This is a genomic window from Flavobacterium album, from assembly GCF_003096035.1.
Classification (GTDB): Bacteria; Bacteroidota; Bacteroidia; order Flavobacteriales; family Flavobacteriaceae; genus Flavobacterium; species Flavobacterium album.
Window position 1 is genome coordinate 2901276 of record NZ_CP029186.1, and the last position, 17205, is coordinate 2918480.

The 17205-nt window shown below is 42.8% G+C and carries 20 protein-coding genes; 7 read left to right on the forward strand and 13 right to left on the reverse strand.

Annotation, left to right across the window (positions count from 1 at the left end; translation table 11 throughout):
• Nucleotides 1–72: 72 nt before the first annotated feature.
• Nucleotides 73–450 (reverse strand): PH domain-containing protein, encoded by a 378-nt coding sequence (locus tag HYN59_RS13110; RefSeq protein ID WP_108778690.1) that lies wholly within the window; start codon nt 448–450, stop codon nt 73–75.
• A 130-nt stretch (nt 451–580) separates the two neighbouring features.
• Here HYN59_RS13110 and HYN59_RS13115 point away from each other — a divergent pair, with 130 nt between their 5' ends.
• Complete coding sequence (locus tag HYN59_RS13115) at nt 581–2116, forward strand: YifB family Mg chelatase-like AAA ATPase (RefSeq protein ID WP_108778691.1); 1536 nt, start codon at nt 581–583, stop codon at nt 2114–2116.
• 98 nt (nt 2117–2214) lie between these two features.
• Nucleotides 2215–2445 (forward strand): hypothetical protein, encoded by a 231-nt coding sequence (locus tag HYN59_RS13120; protein ID WP_108778692.1) that lies wholly within the window; start codon nt 2215–2217, stop codon nt 2443–2445.
• 67 nt (nt 2446–2512) lie between these two features.
• Here the strand turns inward: HYN59_RS13120 and ypfJ are convergent, their stop codons facing one another.
• The 4 genes from ypfJ to panB all read right to left on the reverse strand — a co-directional run bounded on the left by ypfJ (nt 2513) and on the right by panB (nt 6895).
• The gene (gene ypfJ, locus HYN59_RS13125) at nt 2513–3364 is read right to left on the reverse strand and encodes a KPN_02809 family neutral zinc metallopeptidase (protein ID WP_108778693.1); all 852 of its coding nucleotides are present in this window, start codon (nt 3362–3364) and stop codon (nt 2513–2515) included.
• Nucleotides 3365–3804: 440 nt separating this feature from the next.
• Complete coding sequence (locus tag HYN59_RS13135; protein ID WP_108778695.1) at nt 3805–5148, reverse strand: hypothetical protein; 1344 nt, start codon at nt 5146–5148, stop codon at nt 3805–3807.
• A gap of 154 nt (nt 5149–5302) precedes the next feature.
• Entirely contained in the window at nt 5303–5995 is a 693-nt protein-coding gene (locus HYN59_RS13140; protein WP_108778696.1) for an RluA family pseudouridine synthase, read from the reverse strand.
• Between the two features lie 81 nt (nt 5996–6076).
• On the reverse strand, nt 6077–6895 hold the full coding sequence (gene panB, locus HYN59_RS13145; RefSeq protein ID WP_108778697.1) for a 3-methyl-2-oxobutanoate hydroxymethyltransferase: 819 nt from the start codon (nt 6893–6895) through the stop codon (nt 6077–6079).
• A gap of 129 nt (nt 6896–7024) precedes the next feature.
• Between panB and HYN59_RS13150 the strand changes: the two genes are divergently transcribed.
• Complete coding sequence (locus HYN59_RS13150) at nt 7025–7477, forward strand: nuclear transport factor 2 family protein (protein WP_108778698.1); 453 nt, start codon at nt 7025–7027, stop codon at nt 7475–7477.
• 45 nt (nt 7478–7522) lie between these two features.
• Here HYN59_RS13150 and HYN59_RS13155 read toward each other — a convergent pair whose 3' ends face one another.
• From HYN59_RS13155 to trxA, 3 genes are all read right to left on the reverse strand, one after another.
• Nucleotides 7523–8947 carry an L-serine ammonia-lyase gene (locus tag HYN59_RS13155; protein ID WP_108778699.1) on the reverse strand — a complete coding sequence of 475 codons (1425 nt, stop codon included), beginning with the start codon at nt 8945–8947 and terminating at the stop codon, nt 7523–7525.
• Between the two features lie 106 nt (nt 8948–9053).
• Nucleotides 9054–9725, reverse strand: coding sequence for a GldM family protein (locus HYN59_RS13160; protein ID WP_108778700.1), 672 nt, complete (start codon nt 9723–9725; stop codon nt 9054–9056).
• A 72-nt stretch (nt 9726–9797) separates the two neighbouring features.
• A complete protein-coding gene (gene trxA, locus HYN59_RS13165; RefSeq protein ID WP_108778701.1) occupies nt 9798–10103 on the reverse strand; it encodes a thioredoxin in 306 nt (101 codons plus the stop codon).
• A gap of 168 nt (nt 10104–10271) precedes the next feature.
• On the opposite strand from trxA, the gene HYN59_RS13170 reads away from it, so the two are divergent.
• The 3 genes from HYN59_RS13170 (at nt 10272) to ygiD (ending at nt 13708) form a co-directional block, all read left to right on the forward strand.
• Entirely contained in the window at nt 10272–11852 is a 1581-nt protein-coding gene (locus HYN59_RS13170) for a L,D-transpeptidase family protein (RefSeq protein WP_108778702.1), read from the forward strand.
• Nucleotides 11853–11950: 98 nt separating this feature from the next.
• The gene (locus tag HYN59_RS13175; protein WP_108778703.1) at nt 11951–12784 is read left to right on the forward strand and encodes a CvfB family protein; all 834 of its coding nucleotides are present in this window, start codon (nt 11951–11953) and stop codon (nt 12782–12784) included.
• Between the two features lie 93 nt (nt 12785–12877).
• Entirely contained in the window at nt 12878–13708 is an 831-nt protein-coding gene (gene ygiD, locus HYN59_RS13180) for a 4,5-DOPA-extradiol-dioxygenase (RefSeq protein WP_108778704.1), read from the forward strand.
• Here ygiD and HYN59_RS13185 read toward each other — a convergent pair.
• From HYN59_RS13185 to HYN59_RS13205, 5 genes are read right to left on the reverse strand one after another with little or no spacing between them, the layout of a single operon-like run.
• Nucleotides 13691–13993, reverse strand: coding sequence for a type II toxin-antitoxin system RelE/ParE family toxin (locus tag HYN59_RS13185; protein WP_181369438.1), 303 nt, complete (start codon nt 13991–13993; stop codon nt 13691–13693). The two genes, ygiD and HYN59_RS13185, sit on opposite strands and share 18 nt — an antisense overlap.
• A complete protein-coding gene (locus tag HYN59_RS13190) occupies nt 13981–14277 on the reverse strand; it encodes a hypothetical protein (protein WP_108778706.1) in 297 nt (98 codons plus the stop codon). Before HYN59_RS13190 ends, HYN59_RS13185 begins: the two co-directional genes overlap by 13 nt.
• 35 nt (nt 14278–14312) lie before the next feature.
• Nucleotides 14313–14612: a type II toxin-antitoxin system RelE/ParE family toxin gene (locus HYN59_RS13195; protein WP_108778707.1), complete on the reverse strand. Its 300-nt coding sequence runs from the start codon at nt 14610–14612 to the stop codon at nt 14313–14315.
• Entirely contained in the window at nt 14579–14890 is a 312-nt protein-coding gene (locus HYN59_RS13200; RefSeq protein ID WP_108778708.1) for a hypothetical protein, read from the reverse strand. Before HYN59_RS13200 ends, HYN59_RS13195 begins: the two co-directional genes overlap by 34 nt.
• Nucleotides 14891–14926: 36 nt before the next feature.
• A complete protein-coding gene (locus tag HYN59_RS13205) occupies nt 14927–16102 on the reverse strand; it encodes a serine hydrolase domain-containing protein (RefSeq protein ID WP_108778709.1) in 1176 nt (391 codons plus the stop codon).
• 224 nt (nt 16103–16326) lie between these two features.
• On the opposite strand from HYN59_RS13205, the gene HYN59_RS13210 reads away from it, so the two are divergent.
• A complete protein-coding gene (locus tag HYN59_RS13210; RefSeq protein WP_108778710.1) occupies nt 16327–17169 on the forward strand; it encodes a 1,4-dihydroxy-2-naphthoyl-CoA synthase in 843 nt (280 codons plus the stop codon).
• The last annotated feature ends 36 nt before the right edge of the window (nt 17170–17205 follow it).

Here is a 17205-nt window from a genome sequence, read left to right on the forward strand (position 1 = left end):
TAAGTTATAAAAAAATTAGCCAAAACGTTGCGTGTTTTGGCTAAAAGAAAATAAAGATCAGGTTTAGGAAATTTATTTTAAGATATACTGGCTAAGTATTTGGTACACCTCGTTGATGTTGTTATCCTTGCCAAATTGCTTTTTAATTGGCATGCTTTCCCCACGCACCCATATTTTCAGTTCGGCATCCAGGTCAAGAAGGCCGGCACTTTCCTTTGAGAATTTAATGATGCTGCTGTAAGGGATAGATATATAATCTACTTTAGAGCCGGTAATACCCTGCTTGTCTACAAGTATGAGCCTTTTATTGGTAAAGACGAACATATCGCGTATCACCTTAAATGCTTTTTCAATACTTTCGCCTGATATGAGCATTGGCTGGAATTCAGCCCTGATTTTTTCTATCGATACTTCAGAAGCATTGCCGAGTATTGCGTTGAATAGTCCCATTGTTTAGTTTAAAAAATTTGAAGCTTAAAATTAGGGATTGTTTTTCAACACCAAAATTTATATGTTTATTTTTAAGGGGAATTTATGACTTCCCATAATTTTCCTTACTTTCACTTTCTAAATTTTCTATATGCTGGTAAAAATATTCGGGAGCGCCGTTTTTGGGGTAGAGGCTACTACCATTACTGTTGAAGTCAATGTTGATAAAGGAGTAGGATATCATCTGGTGGGCCTGCCCGATAGTGCGATAAAGGAAAGCAGCTACCGTATTGCCGCTGCGCTAAAGAACAATGGCTATTCTTTGCCTATAAAAAAGATCACCATTAACATGGCGCCTGCCGACCTTAGAAAAGAAGGCGCCGCTTACGACCTTACGCTTGCCGTGGGAATACTGGCTGCTTCGGGCCAGATAAAATCTGATGAGATAGATAAATACATTATCATGGGCGAACTCTCGCTCGATGGAAGCCTTCAGCCCATTAAAGGCGTGCTGCCTATTGCGATAAAAGCAAAGGAGGAAGGCTATAAAGGCTTTTTCCTGCCGAAGCAAAATGCAAAAGAAGCTGCCATAGTAGCCGGGCTTGATGTTTACGGCCTGGAGAACGTGACTGAGATCATCGACTTTTTTGAAGGCCGCGGCACAGTGGAGCCAACCATAATAAACACACGTGAGGAGTTTTATAAAACACTTGACTTTCCTGAGTTCGATTTCAGCGATGTAAAAGGGCAGGAGAGTATCAAGCGATGTATGGAAATTGCCGCTGCGGGAGGGCATAATATCATATTGATAGGGCCTCCGGGTGCCGGAAAGACCATGCTTGCCAAGCGCCTACCGAGCATATTGCCGCCGATGACACTTCGGGAAGCGCTCGAAACCACCAAGATACACAGCGTTGCCGGCAAGCTGAAAAATGCGGGGCTAATGAACCAACGGCCGTTCAGGAGTCCGCACCATACGATTTCGAACGTCGCTCTGGTTGGAGGTGGCAGTTACCCGCAGCCGGGAGAAATATCCATGGCGCACAACGGCGTGCTGTTCCTTGACGAATTGCCGGAGTTCAAACGCGAAGTGCTTGAGGTAATGCGCCAGCCACTGGAAGACCGCGAAGTAACCATTAGCCGTGCGAAATTCACTATTACCTATCCGTCTTCATTTATGCTGGTGGCAAGCATGAACCCAAGCCCCGGCGGTTACTTTAACGACCCCGATGCGCCGGTAAGTTCTTCGCCCCACGAAATGCAGCGCTACCTTAGTAAAATTTCAGGCCCTTTACTGGACCGTATCGATATACATATTGAAGTTACACCGGTACCTTTCGAGAAACTTTCTGATAATCAAAAAGCCGAAAGCAGTGTCGATATACGTGAACGTGTTACTAAAGCACGTGAGGTCCAGACACAGCGTTTCGGGCATCTGGAGAATGTGCATTACAATGCACAGATGAGCACTAAGCAGATACGCGAGTATTGCCAGCTGGACGAGACTTCCTTACAGCTTTTGAAAACAGCAATGGAGCGACTGAACCTTTCAGCCCGCGCCTATGACAGGATATTAAAAGTTTCCCGCACTATTGCCGACCTTGATGCGAGTGAACATGTCGGGCCACAGCATATATCCGAAGCAATACAATATAGGAGCCTGGACAGGGAAGGCTGGCTTGGGTAGGAATTATGAATTTTTATGAATTATGAATGTGATGTTTTTGGCTATCGTGTCATTTATTTTTTTGTATCTTTAATAGACATCTATTTAAAATATCACCAATGCTAAAACAGGAACTTGAAGAACTATTCGGTGCGATGCCGCAAATAGTAAAAGATAAATTGCAACCGGTAATGGATAACCTTTTAGAAAGGGCAGGGGAGCTTGATGAGCACGGCTCCAAAGACCCTGACTATTATGAGGAAGAACGCGAAGACATTATGAAGGAAGTCCACAAGGTAAAATACCTTAATGACCAGTGGCAGATCATGAACGCCAAAAAGAATAATTAAAAACGTAAGAAGCCGTCTCAATATTCAAATGAGACGGCTTCTTTTTTTGATGGTCATTTAAACCCACTTATTTTAATTCTGCAAATGTATCGCCCTGTTTCATATCGCCTGTTTCATATCCTTTTTTAAACCAGTACATGCGTTGTGCAGATGTACCATGGGTAAAAGAATCCGGAACTACATGACCTGAAGACTTTTTCTGTATAGCATCATCGCCAACGGCATTGGCAGCGCTAAGGCCTTCTTCAATATCACCTTCTTCAAGGAAATTTTTCATCTTTTGGTTGTGGTACGTCCATACGCCAGCATAAAAATCGGCCTGAAGCTCTAAAGCCACAGACAACCTGTTGGCTCCCGTTTCATCAGTTTGCTGTTGCATTTGTGTTACTTTCTCCGAGGTTCCCAAAAGTGTCTGTACGTGGTGGCCAATTTCGTGCGCGATTACATAGGCAATGGCAAAATCTCCGCCTTTAGCGCCATACCGTGACTGGAGCTCATCAAAAAAAGCAAGATCCATATATACTTTGCGATCAACCGGGCAGTAGAATGGCCCGGAAGCAGAAGTTGCACCGCCGCATTCTGTCTGTACCGAATTACGGAATAATACGAGTGTCGGTTCTTCATAAGTAAGCCCTTGTTCTTCAAACAGCTTGTGCCAAACGTCTTCGGTATCTACCAGTATGGCATCTACCATTTTACCGAGTTCCTTGTCTTCTTCGGTAAGCTCTACAGGTTCGCCGCCCTGGTTTTGTATCTGGTTCTCTATGCCATTAAGCACCGCACCGCTGTCGCCGCCCATAAACATATTGATAACCAATATGATTACACCAATTATACCGCCGCCAACAGCTACTTGCCCGCCCGATACGCCACGGCGGTCATCTAGATTTCCGCTTGATCTTCTGCCTCCCCATTTCATATATTGAAAATTTTATAGGATGAAGTTATAAAATATTAGTTTTGGCAGGAATCATATTACGAATAATTTAGGAATTTAATTCGCTACATACGTGCTGCAACAGCACAAATATGCAACAGGCACGCCGCAAGCCCCACCAAGCTAACGATTGTGACCTTCTTTGCACCTGGTGATCGCGAAATGAGAAAACTATAGCGTGGAAAATAATATAAAACGGGGCCGTAAAGAGTGTCATCATAAAGATTTCAAACCCGTTCCAGCCCGCCTTACCGTGATAGAAAATGAAGCCCAACCACAAGTAGAGGTAATAAGCATACATCGCAATTACTATAAGCAAGTGAAGTATCCAGCCATTATTTTTGCTGCGTGGAGTATTCATTAATTTATACTGATTGCGATGTGCGGATTTTTAATAGTCCGGCTAAAATATATTATTCAGGTTAAAATCCGAAACGGAATCCCATATAAGCATCTGCCTGGTCGGTGTCGCCAAGAGCTGCCGAAAGAATGGATCCCGAACCGATGAAAAAGCCACCAAGCCTTAAACCTACACCTGCGGTAAATCCTGATATCTCATTATGTGACAAGGGGGTATAAACTTCAAAGGAATTTGCAGAGTACCTTGGGGTAATGGTAAATATATTTTGTATCGCTATCTGCTGGTTATCGTTGTCTTTATTCATTTTCTGTTGCATATAAAGACTGGCGAACCATATGCTGTATAGCTTTACATCCGCATAAGCCGAAAGCATAGTGGGAAGCGTCACTTTGAAATCCTTCTCAGCTTCCTGTGCAGTAAAGAATTGCGGATTTGCCAAAAGGATCTGTTCCAGTTCTTTCAGGTTGCTTACGTTTTCAAACTGGTTCAAATCCAATGATTGGCCCTGCGGTACCAACAGGTTGTAATTACGGCTCACATTATTATTATCCTTAAACGTCATGCTCCCTAAGTTTCGAACCGCAAGTCCGGCATTTAGCTTATAGCCAGTGCTTTCGGTATCTTTCCATTGGTAATCCACACCGATATCGGTAGAAAATCCATTCAGGCCGCCGCCAAAAAAGCTGCTGAAATTACTGCTGTCAGTAAAGTCATCGGCAAGCGAACCGGAATAGGCGACGTTTACCATAGCACTTGCATCCGTAAGGTTTACATCGCCAAAGTTACTTTCAACAGTTCCCCTGAAATTCCCTGCGGCTATGTTGGCATACGAACCGGGGAAAAGCATTTTAAAAGTTACCCCCGCTGAAAACTTATGCATTTCGGAATCATAAAGTTCCCTTGCTGCCGAGAAGCCAATTTCGCCCCAGATGGTTGCCGACGTTTTCTGGTTGTAATTGGCTGTAATGGCAGTGATCTCGGCCACGGAACTAACACCGTTGGTCAACGCCCGTCCCAAAGCGGGATTTACATCGATGATATCGGCCTTGATTTTTGCCCCTGTTGTAATTGCAAATGCCCATTTTTCCATCTTAAAGCCAAAAGCCGGCCCTAATATCTCAACATCAGCACGCATATTTACCGGCTCATTACCCGCAAATAACATGTCGTCAAAATTGTCATTGCTGCCAACGAGGTCGCCGAATGTCATTTTATTGTTTGCTATATTGCCGCTGAAGTTGAACATATTAACTTCGTAATTGCTTTTCAGGTTGGTAAGTTCTGCCGGGTTGATTGAGGCGTTGAGGAGCCCGGTCCTGCGTGAGATATTGATTCCGGAAAAATGTTCCTGTGCAAAAACTCCCGTGCTGAATAGCCCGAGAGTGAATAGTAAAGTTTTTTTCATAATTGCCTGTTTATTATGTACTAATTTAAGAATTTGAAAATCAATCTATTGTTATTTAACAAAAATATAATACGAAAATGCTGTATTCTTTATTGCAAATTTCAGCTTTATTAAAACAGGAATGAGCAGCCATTTAGAATTCGCAGGATATGGCTTATTTAACGACTTTCCAAATTACATCATCGGGCACAGGGGCGGTGATCACGATGTTTTCTTTTGTAACAGGATGGATGAATTCGAGCTTTCTTGCATGAAGGTGTATGCCGCCATCAGGATTACTGCGATCGAATCCATATTTAAGGTCGCCCTTGATTGGAGAACCAATAGCAGCGAGCTGAGCGCGTATCTGGTGGTGCCGCCCGGTATGCAGCTCTATCTCAAGTGCCGTATAATTGGTAAGGTTTTTAATAACAGTATATTCGAGGATGGCCTTTTTACTGTCAGGCACTTCTTTTATATATGCTTTGGAAGTATTGCTTTTCTCATTGCGCTTCAGGTAATGCACAAGTGTGTCATTATTCTTTGGCGGCTTATTTTTGACAACAGCCCAATAGGTTTTTTGGGTTTCCCTGTTTTTGAACAGGTCGTTCAGGCGGGTAAGCGCCTTCGAAGTCCTTGCAAAAACCACGATGCCGGTTGTTGGTCTGTCAAGCCGGTGTACCACACCCAGAAAAACTTCCCCTGGCTTGTTGTACTTGTCTTTCAGGTATTCCTTAACCACATCGCTAAGGGGTTTATCGCCGGTTTTATCACCCTGCACGATGTCGCCCACACGTTTGTTTACCGCAATAATGTGGTTATCTTCGTAGAGGACGTTAAGATTGTTTTTATCGGAAAGAATTTTCATTCTTTTGAATTAAGAGATTTCTCCTTCGTCGAAATGACAATCGTTGCGTCAAATCTGAAATCTGAAATCTACGATCTGAAATTAATATTGTTCCTTCTCGTTAGGAAAATCCTTAGACTTCACATCATCCACATATTGCCCGATAGCCTTAGTCATACCGTCATAAAGGTCCATGTACCTGCGCAGGAAACGCGGACTGAACTCATTGTTCATACCCAGCATATCGTGGATAACCAGTACCTGCCCGTCAACACCGCCGCCTGCACCAATGCCTATTACCGGGATTGAGATGCTTTCGGCAACTTTTTGCGCCAGCTGTGCCGGTATTTTTTCAAGGACAACGGCAAAGCATCCGATCCTTTCGAGCATTTTGGCATCCTCCATTAATTTCTCGGCTTCGGCATCTTCTTTGGCACGAACGGTATAAGTACCGAATTTATAGATCGACTGTGGCGTAAGCCCAAGGTGCCCCATAACGGGTATACCTGCATTCAGTATTTTTTTGATAGAGTCTTTTATCTCGCTTCCGCCTTCCAACTTTACTGCATGGCCACCGCTTTCCTTCATGATCCTGATAGAAGAGCGCAATGCTTCCTTAGGGTCGCTCTGGTAGCTCCCGAACGGAAGGTCAACCACTACCAGCGCCCTGTTTGCAGCCCTGACAACACTTGATGCATGGTATATCATCTGGTCAAGGGTAATAGGCAGTGTGGTTTCGTGGCCCGCCATTACATTGGAAGCCGAATCGCCTACAAGTATCACGTCAACCCCCGCCGAATCTACGATCTTTGCCATTGTAAAATCGTATGATGTAAGCATAGAGATTTTCTCCCCATTGGCCTTCATATCGATAAGCGTGCGTGTAGTGATTCTTTTGTAATCTTTCTTTGCAACTGACATAAGTGGAAATTTAGGTGGTAAAAGTAATGAATTGTAAGAAGAATAGAGGCGGCATTCTGAATTTATTAGTAATTGCTGTAACGTTCTGAACGGTATAGACACTAATCTGGTAACACCAAACCTATAGCTATGAAAAAGATACTGTTACTTGCCATTTCTGTTGTTGCAATGCAACTGGAGGCCCAGGAGTCCGACATCAAAAAATCAATCGACATTTTTTTTGAAGGGCTGCATAGCGGTGACACGCTTAAGATCAAATCCGTTTGTGCCGATAAGATGATACTGCAATCGGTAATGGAAAGCCTTAAAGGCAGCAAATTTTCCCATGAGGATATTTCCGAATTCTACAAGTCAATAGCATCTATTCCTAAAGATATGAAGATTGAAGAACGGCTGCTGAAGTATAAGATACAGGTTGACGGCAGTATGGCCCATGCTTGGACACCTTATGAGTTTTATATAAACGGAAAGCTAAGCCACAGCGGGGTCAACTCGTTCCAATTTTATAAGGATAATGGCGTATGGAAGATCGTTTATATAATTGATACGAGGAGAGCCCCCCAACCCCCGAAGGGGGAGTAAGCGTCAAAGTTTGTCCGTACTTTCCCCCTTCGGGGGCAAGGGGGCTTAACAATCAGCATTATTTACCGTAACGGCAAGCCCGCCTTCAGATGTTTCTTTATATTTATTGTTCATGTCCTGGGCTGTTTGCCACATGGTATTGACTACTTTATCAAGGGGTACTTTAGCATTTTCGGGGTCGGTTTCCAATGCCAGTTCTGCGGCATTGATGGCTTTTATCGCGCCCATGGTATTGCGTTCGATGCACGGTATTTGTACCAGTCCGCCTATTGGGTCACACGTCATGCCAAGGTGGTGCTCCATAGCGATCTCGGCCGCCATAAGGCATTGCGCTGGTGTGCCGCCCATCACTTCGCAAAGCGCTGCCGCTGCCATAGCGGAGGATACACCAATTTCCGCCTGGCATCCGCCCATTGCGGCCGATATGGTTGCGCCTTTCTTGAATATGCTGCCTATCTCGCCGGCGACCATCAGGAATTGTTTTATATGGCTTTCATCGGCCTGGTGGTTCTCAATAACCATGTAATACATCAGTACCGCCGGGATAACGCCGGCGCTCCCATTAGTTGGTGCGGTAACCACACGTCCCAGTGCAGCATTCACCTCATTCACGGCAAGTGCAAAGCAGCTCACCCATTTGAGTATCTGGCGGAACTTTACTTCTGTTTTGCGTATGGTTTGCAGCCATTCCTGCGGATCATTATAAACCGCATCACCTATAAGGCCTTTGTGCATATCGAAAGCACGGCGGCGCACGTTGAGTCCCCCAGGTAGTGTCCCTTCGCTGTGGCAGCCGATGTACATGCATTCTAGCATGGTATTCCATACGCGCATTAGTTCTCTACGGATATCCTCTTCGCTGCGTATGGATTTCTCATTCTCATATACGATCTCTGAGATCTGCTTATTCTCCATAATGGTGTAGTTCAGCAATTCGTCGGCTAGGTCGATAGGGAAGGGGAAAGCGCATTTTATCTTCTCTTTTTCCTGTGCCACGGTGCGCTCTTCTTTTACGACGAAGCCACCACCTATTGAGTAGAATATAGATGTGTACTCGCCTTTATCAGTATATGCGGTAAACATAAAGCCATTAGCATGGAAGGGAAGGAAATTTTTATTGAAGACAATATCAGTAGCGATGTCAAAAGGGATATAGCTCAGCCCCCCAAGGAAAATATGCCTGTTCAGGTTGATGTCGTCTATAATGTTCGCTATATCGTCAATAGGTACATATTCAGGGTCGGCACCGCTAAGGCCAAGCATTACAGCAAGGTCGGTGGCGTGCCCTTTGCCTGTAAGGGACAACGATCCGTACAGGTCTACCTTTACGCGGGTTACCATTTCAAATATACCTTCGGAGCGGAGTTCTTTCAGGAAACGTTCCGCACCGCGCCACGGGCCAAGGGTGTGCGAACTGGAAGGGCCAACGCCGATTTTAAGCATGTCGAAAACAGAGATACATTCATTCATAGTAACTTACGCAATTTGTTGTAAAGGTAATTTATTTAGTGCGCGTAAAGGTAAATAAATTGCTAATACTATAACGATGTAGTGGAAAAATTGTTGATTTGGTAAATTATTCTGTAATTAATTTATGTGGCTTTTCATCAATTTCAACGATGATCGATGCCAGATATGGAAAACATGTAGTTGGCGAAGAATCAAGAAACCTTATGTTGCTGATCAATACAAAATCTCCTGATCTTAATTTATTTATTGCTTCAATAGCTTTCTGGTTCATTTTATTGCCTTCAATTTCAATTGGCTCCATATTTTTCTTTTCAGGGAAACTGACCGTAAAACTTTTTACATTGAAATTAGTTTCAAACAAAAAATCCCCCATATCTAACCCAATAATCGCATTTGCAAGTTCTTTCTTTGACAATCCAGCTGTATCGTCTGTAGAATTATATCCATTTATAGTTGCCATTGGTCTGTGAAGACCTTTGATCCTAAACGATTTTACTTCTTTTATGATCGAATCATCATTCATCACTGCTTCAATAATAACGTTTACTTCCAGTCCTGATCCCGGATTTATTATGTAGTTTCCGGGAATCTCCGTTTCTCGCATGCCGGGCGCTGTTGCTGTAAAGCTTCTTGCACCCGGGACCGCTATCTTTACAGGATTATCAATGCCGCGATATACTACATTAAGCCTCTCAGCGGATACAACTGAGATATTTTGAGTTGTTTGGGAAACTGCTGTTAAAGGCAGGAACATCAGCAATAGAATGGTTAGTTTCATAAATAGAGATGATAAGCGATAAAATTAGGCTATATTATCCTTAACAACGCAAGATCTAAAAAACAATATAAGTTACTGCCTGAAACTGTTTATCGTCCTTATAATTTCTTCTTTCGGCATTACGCCCGATTGCCTCCACAACATTTTGCCGTTTTGGAACAGCATCAGTGTGGGCACGCCCTTCACCTGGAACTGCGGGTTGCTCATTAGTGCCTGGTTTTTATCGACATCGATCTTAATGATCCTGATGCCGTCACCAAGTGTGTCTTTTACTTCTTTAAGTATAGGGGCCAGCATCTTGCACGGGCCGCACCATGTTGCAAAAAAGTCGACCAGTACCGGCTCTTTGCTATTGATAAGGGTATTAAAGCTATCCATAATCTTTCTTTTTAAAGTATAAAATTACTAAACCCATCACAGCAAGCCAAGCATTAGCATAAAATTATGATTAGGCCTCGCGGGCTCATAATTGTTAGTTAAATCTGACAATATTCTTTAGCTGCTGTATGTTAAAATTACTACTTTTAAAAAAAAGAACCTAACGCCATGAGAAAAGTAAGTTTATTAATCGCAATTATGTTTGGGGTTGCCGTAACTACGGTTTCCTGTAAGAAAGACAAGAGGGAAGCAACATCCAATACCGAAGTACATGAACATGATGGGAAGGATATACCGTTGGACCCCTCCGGATTTGACCCTTTCTTTACAAAATTCCCGCAGTACAAAGAATTTGAAAAAGACATAAGGGAGCTGTACCAAAAGCACAATCATTATATATGGCATGAAAAAAAGGGGCTGATCGAGTTTGCCGAGGTCCTGTATGACCGGGTGAACCAGTTGGACAAAGAGGGGCTTCCTTCAAAGATACCCTACAAAAAGAACCTTGACGAACTGTTTGACGATAACGGCAGGGGAGAGAAACCTAATATGGAATCGGAACTACTGATAAGTTCCATGTATTTTTACTATGCCAAAAAAGTACTGAACGGGCTTGATGCGCAAAAAAGCCGCGAGACCGGTTGGTTCCTTCCTCGCGAAAAAATGGACTACGTAGCTTATTTGGATACGCTGATGCAGGACCCTAAACTGATTAAAGGTGACAAGACCGAATTGTTTGCCCAGTATTTTAATCTAAAAAAAGGCCTCCAGAAATACCGTGATATTGAGAAAAAAGGCGGCTGGGGTACTATTGCGCTTGATAAGGGTGTAAAATCACTTAAGGAGGGCGACTCGGCAGCTGCAATCGTACAGATACGCAAACGCCTTGCCCTTGAAGGTTATATCAAAAGCGACTCTAAAAGCGCAGTATATGACAGTGACCTTGCTGCGGGGTTAAAGCTTTATGAAGAAAAGCACAGCCGCACTTTTGATGGTAAAATTGGGCCTGCAATGATAAAAGACCTTAATGTACCGGTAGCAGAACTTATAAAGAAGATTGCTATAAACATGGAACGCTGCCGTTGGGTACCGCCGGTTATTAATACCCAGAAGGAATATATTGTGGTGAACATCCCTTCCTACAGGATGCGGTATGTGCGCGATGGCAAGCCTTTCCTTACTTCTAATGTGGTTGTAGGAAAAGAGCTCAATAAAACAGTGGTATTCAGCGGGCAGATGAGTTACCTTGTGTTCAGTCCGTACTGGAATGTACCGAAAAGCATACTCGAAAAAGAAATTAAGCCCGGAATAGCTAAAGATCCCAACTATCTTGCCGAGCACAATATGGAATGGAATGGCGAGAGCGTAAGGCAAAAACCGGGAGGACAGAACTCTTTGGGGAAAGTAAAATTTATGTTCCCCAACTCCAACAATATCTACCTTCATGACACGCCGGCAAAAAGCCTATTTAACGCTGACGACAGGGCCTTCAGCCACGGTTGCGTAAGGGTTGAAAAAGCACGCGACCTTGCTATCGCCATTACTAAAGACCAGGCTGGCTGGAATGAAAGCAAAGTAGATAAAGCTATGAACAGCGATAAGGAAACCAACTTTAGCCTGAAGCATAAAATACCAGTGTACATTGCCTATTTTACAGCCCTTGCCGATGAGGATGGCAATGTGGCCTTCTATGATGATATTTATGGGCGTGACGGCAGCCTGGCGGGATTGCTGTATGCCGCGAAGTAATTTTAAAGCAAATATAATTTTCAGGCTGTACGGCTTTATGCTGTACAGCCTGAATTATACTGTATAACTTCGTACCTTTACGCCTGAAATTTACCATAATGATCGAGATAGGAAAATACAATACGCTAAAGATAGCACGTGATACCAAAGTGGGACTTTACCTTACCGATGGCAACGAAGACATACTGCTGCCTAATAAATACGTGCCAAAAGAGTTTGAGGTCGGCGAAGAACTTATCGTATTTGTATACCTCGACCACGAAGAGCGCAAGGTTGCCACTACGCTTGAGCCTTATATAATCCTTAACGAATTTGCCCTGCTAAGGGTGAACTACATCAATAAATTTGGCGCCTTCCTGGACTGGGGGCTTGAAAAAGACCTGTTTGTCCCGTTTAGGGAACAAGCACGGCCAATGGAAAAAGGCAAGCGCTACCTTGTATTTATGTATGTGGACCATGAGACCAACAGGCTTGCGGCTACCAGCAAGATCAACCAGTTCCTGGATAACGAAACCCTTACTGTTGAAGAAGGCGAGGAGGTGAATCTTATTGTATCGCATATTACCGATATGGGCATCAATGTCATCATTAACGAGCAGCATAAGGGCCTGATGTATAAAGATGAAGTATATGAAGACCTTCGTACCGGTGACAGTATAAAAGGATATATCAAAACCATACGCCCTGATAATAAGATTGATGTTTCACTACAGAAAAAAGGCTTTGAGAATATTGAGCCCAACGCCGAAAAGGTGCTTGACGAACTTCGTGCCAGCCGCGGTTTCCTCCGCCTGAATGACGACAGCCATCCGGAAGACATCAAGACCGTGCTGAAAATGAGCAAAAAGACTTTCAAAAAAGCGATAGGTACGCTGTACAAACAAAAGCTTATTGAGATAAAAGACGATGGCATATACTTAGTAAAAGAATAAGTCACAGCCTGCCTGCTGGCAAAAGCAGATCTCATTTTTCAGTCACAGTGATCAAAACCTGGAACTCAGAACCCGAAACCCAAAAACTTTAAAATGTCATTACATAATTTCAGGAACTGGACAGACAGATTAAGCGAACAAGATGAAAAGCATCCGGTGCTGTTTATTGGGCATGGCTCGCCAATGAACGGTATAGAAGATAATGAATTTTCCCGTACATGGGCAAAAATGGGGCAGGAGATAGCCCGCCCTAAAGCGGTGCTTGTTATTTCGGCACACTGGCTAACACACGGCACGCATATAACTGCAATGGAAGCGCCAAAGACGATACACGATTTTGGAGGTTTCCCACAGGCATTGTTCGATGTGCAATATCCTGCTAAAGGCGACCCTGAGCTGGCAGAAGCTGCATCAAAGCTGATCACTTCTACTAATGTTGGCCTTGACCATGACTGGGGACTGGATCACGGCACGTGGACAGTAGTACGTCACATGTACCCTGATGCGGATATTCCGGTTTTGCAGCTAAGTATTGATTATGGAATGCCACCGCAATACCATTATAACCTGGCAAAAGAAATTGCTGTCCTACGCAAAAAAGGCGTACTGATAATAGGAAGCGGCAACATGGTGCATAACTTACGAATGGTCGATTGGCGCAAACTGAAAGAACCGGAGTACGGTTTTGACTGGGCCATCGAAATGAATGCAGTTTTCAAAGAAAAGATAGGCAACGGTGACCATAAAGCGCTCATTGATTACCAAAACCTGAACAAGGCCGCGACACTTGCCATACCTACGCCGGACCATTATTATCCGTTGCTTTATACTTTGGGATTACAGGATAGTAAAGATGAAATAAGTTTCTTCAATGATAAATTGGTAGGCGGGTCGCTGAATATGACATCAGTGAAAATCGGGTAACTTATATTTTTTAGGATTTTGCCTTGAATCAAAGATGTTATATATCCTGAATTCATTGTTTCTGACGAGATAAATGATTTTAAAATGCCTTACTATTGCGCGTCTGTAACCTTTTTCAAGATATTCTTCTATTTGAAATTGCGTTGCAAAAACAATACTTTCTGATTCTGAGATTATTTCTTCAACAATTCTGTCAGCAACAGCAACTCCTGCTTTTTCAGCATAAAAGATCCATATTTTGTTGAGGGACTTTATGGAACGTTTGGACCAGATTACTTTTTCCAAGATGCAGCAATCTTCCTGACATCGTCAGAAGTATAAAAATTCCCTTCCTCAAAGTCTTTTTCTGCAGCATTAATGTCAGCAATATACTCTGCTCTCGTCAATGGTGTACCATCAACAGTATAGGCAACAATATCCTCATCGCTTTCGACTTCATACTGCGTTGCAGGCTCTTTTACAAGCGATTGGTAATTGCTTATAGCATCCTGTATCTGCCAAAGCAATTCGGTGTCGTCAGTTTCTTCTATTTTTCGAATGATTTCTTGTCTCAGTTTTTCTGTGTTCATGGCGTATATTTTTTATTAAAGGTATGAAAACACTTTTAAAATTTTAGTTTTTTAGGGTTTTGATGTGTTGGGAATATCTTTAGAATAAGAATCTTATCATCCAGAATTTGATATACAATTTTAAAATTCCATTTAGGGATAAATCGTACAGCCGGATTTTTATAGCGTTTTTCTACCGGATACTTTTCAGGGAAAAGGTTTGCAGTTTCAGCCAACTCAAATAGTGTGTGATATACTATGACTGCATTTTGTGGACTTTCTTCAAAAACAAAATCAAAAATATCCCTCAAGCTTTCAATAGCTACAGGATGCCATTTAACCGGTCTTGTACCCATTTATCCATTTGAGCTTTAACTTCGTGATGTGGAATTCCTTTCTCATTACTATTGATAATCGAATCAATATCAGCAATATACTCTGCTCTTGTCAACGCTGTGCCATCAATAGTATATGCAACGATATCCTCATCGCTTTCGACCTCATATTGCGTTGCAGGCTCTTTTACAAGGGATTGGTAATTGCTTATGGCATCCTGTATTTGCCAAAGCAATTCGGTATCATCGGTTTCCTCAATTTTCCGGATTATCTTTTCTTTTAAGCTTTGTGTGTCCATGGCGTATATATTTTTCACTAAGTTATGAAAAATACTTTATTCCGGTAAATCGTCTTTATCTTCTTTTATTGGATACTTGCCAAACATGGGAGACATCTTCCATATCTTATAAGGCTTGTAGGAGAATTTGTTAGACAATGCGATCATCGTCACGGTATCACTTTTCAGTGTAACATACGAAGACGTATTGCCATGCCACCAGCCATTGTGGTAAAACAGCTTTTCGCCGGTTTCCCATTCATGCATACGGATACCCAGGCCATAATTCTTTTCGCCTTTATGCTCATAGCTATATCCCTGGAAAACCTGTTTGTAAAGCTTCGGGTCAAGGAAGCTTTTGGAATAGGTGGCAAGGTCGAATTTCAGCAGGTCACGCGGAGTGGAATAAATATTCTTATCACCATATACATCGTCAAGGAAATCGAAATCATACAGCACGCCATTGCCTTTATAGGAAAGGCTTACTTTGGTTTTATCTTTTTCGTAATCGAAAACAAAAGTGTTCTTCATGCCTAGTGGCTCAAAGATCATCTTTTTCATTGCCTCTCGGTAATTCATCTCAGTAACTTTCTCTATAACAAGCGCAAGGATGGCATAATTGGTATTACAATAGCCGAATTTTTTGTCGGGCTGGAAGTACAGATTGAATTTATGTTCTGCTAATAGGTTGAGTATATCCTGATTGTGAAGCATGCTACGGTCCCAGATAGCCCGGTCATCGCTAAAATAGGCATAATTGGGAAGCCCGCTGCGATGGTTCAGCAGCATCTTTATAGTTATGGTCTCATATGGGAACTCAGGCAGTATGGTATTTACTTTCTGGTCGAGGTCCAGCTGTTTCCCGTCAATCAGCTTCAGTACGAGTGCAGCAGTGAGCACTTTGCTTACAGAAGCGAGATGTATAGGTGTATCGGCAGTTATCGCCGATTTATCTTTCCTGTTGGAATAGCCTCCGTAATGTTCAAAAATTATCTCTCCGTTTTTAGCTACTAAAAAACCGCCACTAAGGTCATCTTTTGGCCAGATCTTGCCATAATAATGGGAAACACTTGTTTGCTTTTGCTTTATATATTTTTTGTCAAGCTTGTTAAAAGCTACATAAAATGGTGATCCGGTTGTCGCGGCTGTATTTTCGGCAATTTGCTTGTCCTCTTTTTTACATGATAAAATCGAGAGCAGGAATATATAGGGTAATAGTCGTAAAAATCTCATTTGTGAATGCGTAAAACGGCAAATATAGCTAAACAATGCGTTTGGGGATACCTTTTAAAATAAGGTTAACATATAAGATTTTATTTATTGCTTAACGAAAAGTTAATGTTTTGACTCCAAACAATTTATAATATCTATTACTTTTTCTTTAAATTCAGGGGATCTTAATTTTTATTGGTTAATGCAAAAAATCCCTTATTTTTACAGTAAATATATTATTCGGAATGGACAAGATAAACTGGAAAACCGTAAAGGAATTTGAAGATATAACGTATAAAAAATGCGATGGTGTAGCACGTATCGCCTTCAACAGGCCGGATGTGCGCAATGCCTTTCGTCCTAAAACGACAGCCGAGCTTTTTGAGGCTTTCATTGATGCAAGGGAAGATACTTCTATAGGTGTTGTACTGCTTTCTGCCGAGGGGCCGTCTTCAAGGGACGGCATCTATTCGTTTTGCAGCGGCGGCGACCAGAAAGCGCGCGGACAGCAGGGCTATGTAGGCGATGACGGTATGCACAGGCTAAATATCCTTGAGGTGCAGCGTCTGATACGTTTTATGCCAAAAGTGGTTATCGCCGTAGTTCCCGGATGGGCCGTAGGAGGAGGGCACAGCCTCCATGTGGTGTGCGACCTTACGCTTGCAAGCAAAGAGCATGCGATCTTTAAGCAGACCGATGCCGATGTTACCAGCTTTGACGGTGGCTATGGATCGGCTTATCTTGCCAAGATGGTAGGGCAGAAGCGTGCCAGGGAAATTTTCTTTTTAGGCCGCAATTATTCGGCGCAGGATGCGTATGAGATGGGGATGGTAAATGCCGTTATCCCGCATGCCGAGCTTGAAGATACCGCATACGAATGGGCACAGGAAATATTGGCAAAATCGCCCACATCCATCAAAATGCTGAAGTTTGCCTTCAACCTTACCGATGATGGTATGGTAGGGCAGCAGGTATTTGCCGGAGAGGCTACCCGTCTTACCTACATGACCGACGAAGCCAAAGAAGGCCGTGATGCTTTTCTTGAAAAGAGGAAGCCTAACTTTAAAGATATCAAATGGATACCTTAAATTTAAATTTCAAAAAGCAATATCCAAATCACAAAC

Excerpts from the sequence above, each read along its gene's own strand:
- HYN59_RS13110 (WP_108778690.1), bottom strand. The coding sequence starts at position 450 with ATGGGACTATTCAACGCAATACTCGGCAATGCTTCTGAAGTATCGATA.
- HYN59_RS13115 (WP_108778691.1), top strand. The coding sequence starts at position 581 with ATGCTGGTAAAAATATTCGGGAGCGCCGTTTTTGGGGTAGAGGCTACT.
- HYN59_RS13120 (WP_108778692.1), top strand. The coding sequence starts at position 2,215 with ATGCTAAAACAGGAACTTGAAGAACTATTCGGTGCGATGCCGCAAATA.
- ypfJ (WP_108778693.1), bottom strand. The coding sequence starts at position 3,364 with ATGAAATGGGGAGGCAGAAGATCAAGCGGAAATCTAGATGACCGCCGT.
- HYN59_RS13135 (WP_108778695.1), bottom strand. The coding sequence starts at position 5,148 with ATGAAAAAAACTTTACTATTCACTCTCGGGCTATTCAGCACGGGAGTT.
- HYN59_RS13140 (WP_108778696.1), bottom strand. The coding sequence starts at position 5,995 with ATGAAAATTCTTTCCGATAAAAACAATCTTAACGTCCTCTACGAAGAT.
- panB (WP_108778697.1), bottom strand. The coding sequence starts at position 6,895 with ATGTCAGTTGCAAAGAAAGATTACAAAAGAATCACTACACGCACGCTT.
- HYN59_RS13150 (WP_108778698.1), top strand. The coding sequence starts at position 7,025 with ATGAAAAAGATACTGTTACTTGCCATTTCTGTTGTTGCAATGCAACTG.
- HYN59_RS13155 (WP_108778699.1), bottom strand. The coding sequence starts at position 8,947 with ATGAATGAATGTATCTCTGTTTTCGACATGCTTAAAATCGGCGTTGGC.
- HYN59_RS13160 (WP_108778700.1), bottom strand. The coding sequence starts at position 9,725 with ATGAAACTAACCATTCTATTGCTGATGTTCCTGCCTTTAACAGCAGTT.
- trxA (WP_108778701.1), bottom strand. The coding sequence starts at position 10,103 with ATGGATAGCTTTAATACCCTTATCAATAGCAAAGAGCCGGTACTGGTC.
- HYN59_RS13170 (WP_108778702.1), top strand. The coding sequence starts at position 10,272 with ATGAGAAAAGTAAGTTTATTAATCGCAATTATGTTTGGGGTTGCCGTA.
- HYN59_RS13175 (WP_108778703.1), top strand. The coding sequence starts at position 11,951 with ATGATCGAGATAGGAAAATACAATACGCTAAAGATAGCACGTGATACC.
- ygiD (WP_108778704.1), top strand. The coding sequence starts at position 12,878 with ATGTCATTACATAATTTCAGGAACTGGACAGACAGATTAAGCGAACAA.
- HYN59_RS13190 (WP_108778706.1), bottom strand. The coding sequence starts at position 14,277 with ATGAACACAGAAAAACTGAGACAAGAAATCATTCGAAAAATAGAAGAA.
- HYN59_RS13195 (WP_108778707.1), bottom strand. The coding sequence starts at position 14,612 with ATGGGTACAAGACCGGTTAAATGGCATCCTGTAGCTATTGAAAGCTTG.
- HYN59_RS13200 (WP_108778708.1), bottom strand. The coding sequence starts at position 14,890 with ATGGACACACAAAGCTTAAAAGAAAAGATAATCCGGAAAATTGAGGAA.
- HYN59_RS13205 (WP_108778709.1), bottom strand. The coding sequence starts at position 16,102 with ATGAGATTTTTACGACTATTACCCTATATATTCCTGCTCTCGATTTTA.
- HYN59_RS13210 (WP_108778710.1), top strand. The coding sequence starts at position 16,327 with ATGGACAAGATAAACTGGAAAACCGTAAAGGAATTTGAAGATATAACG.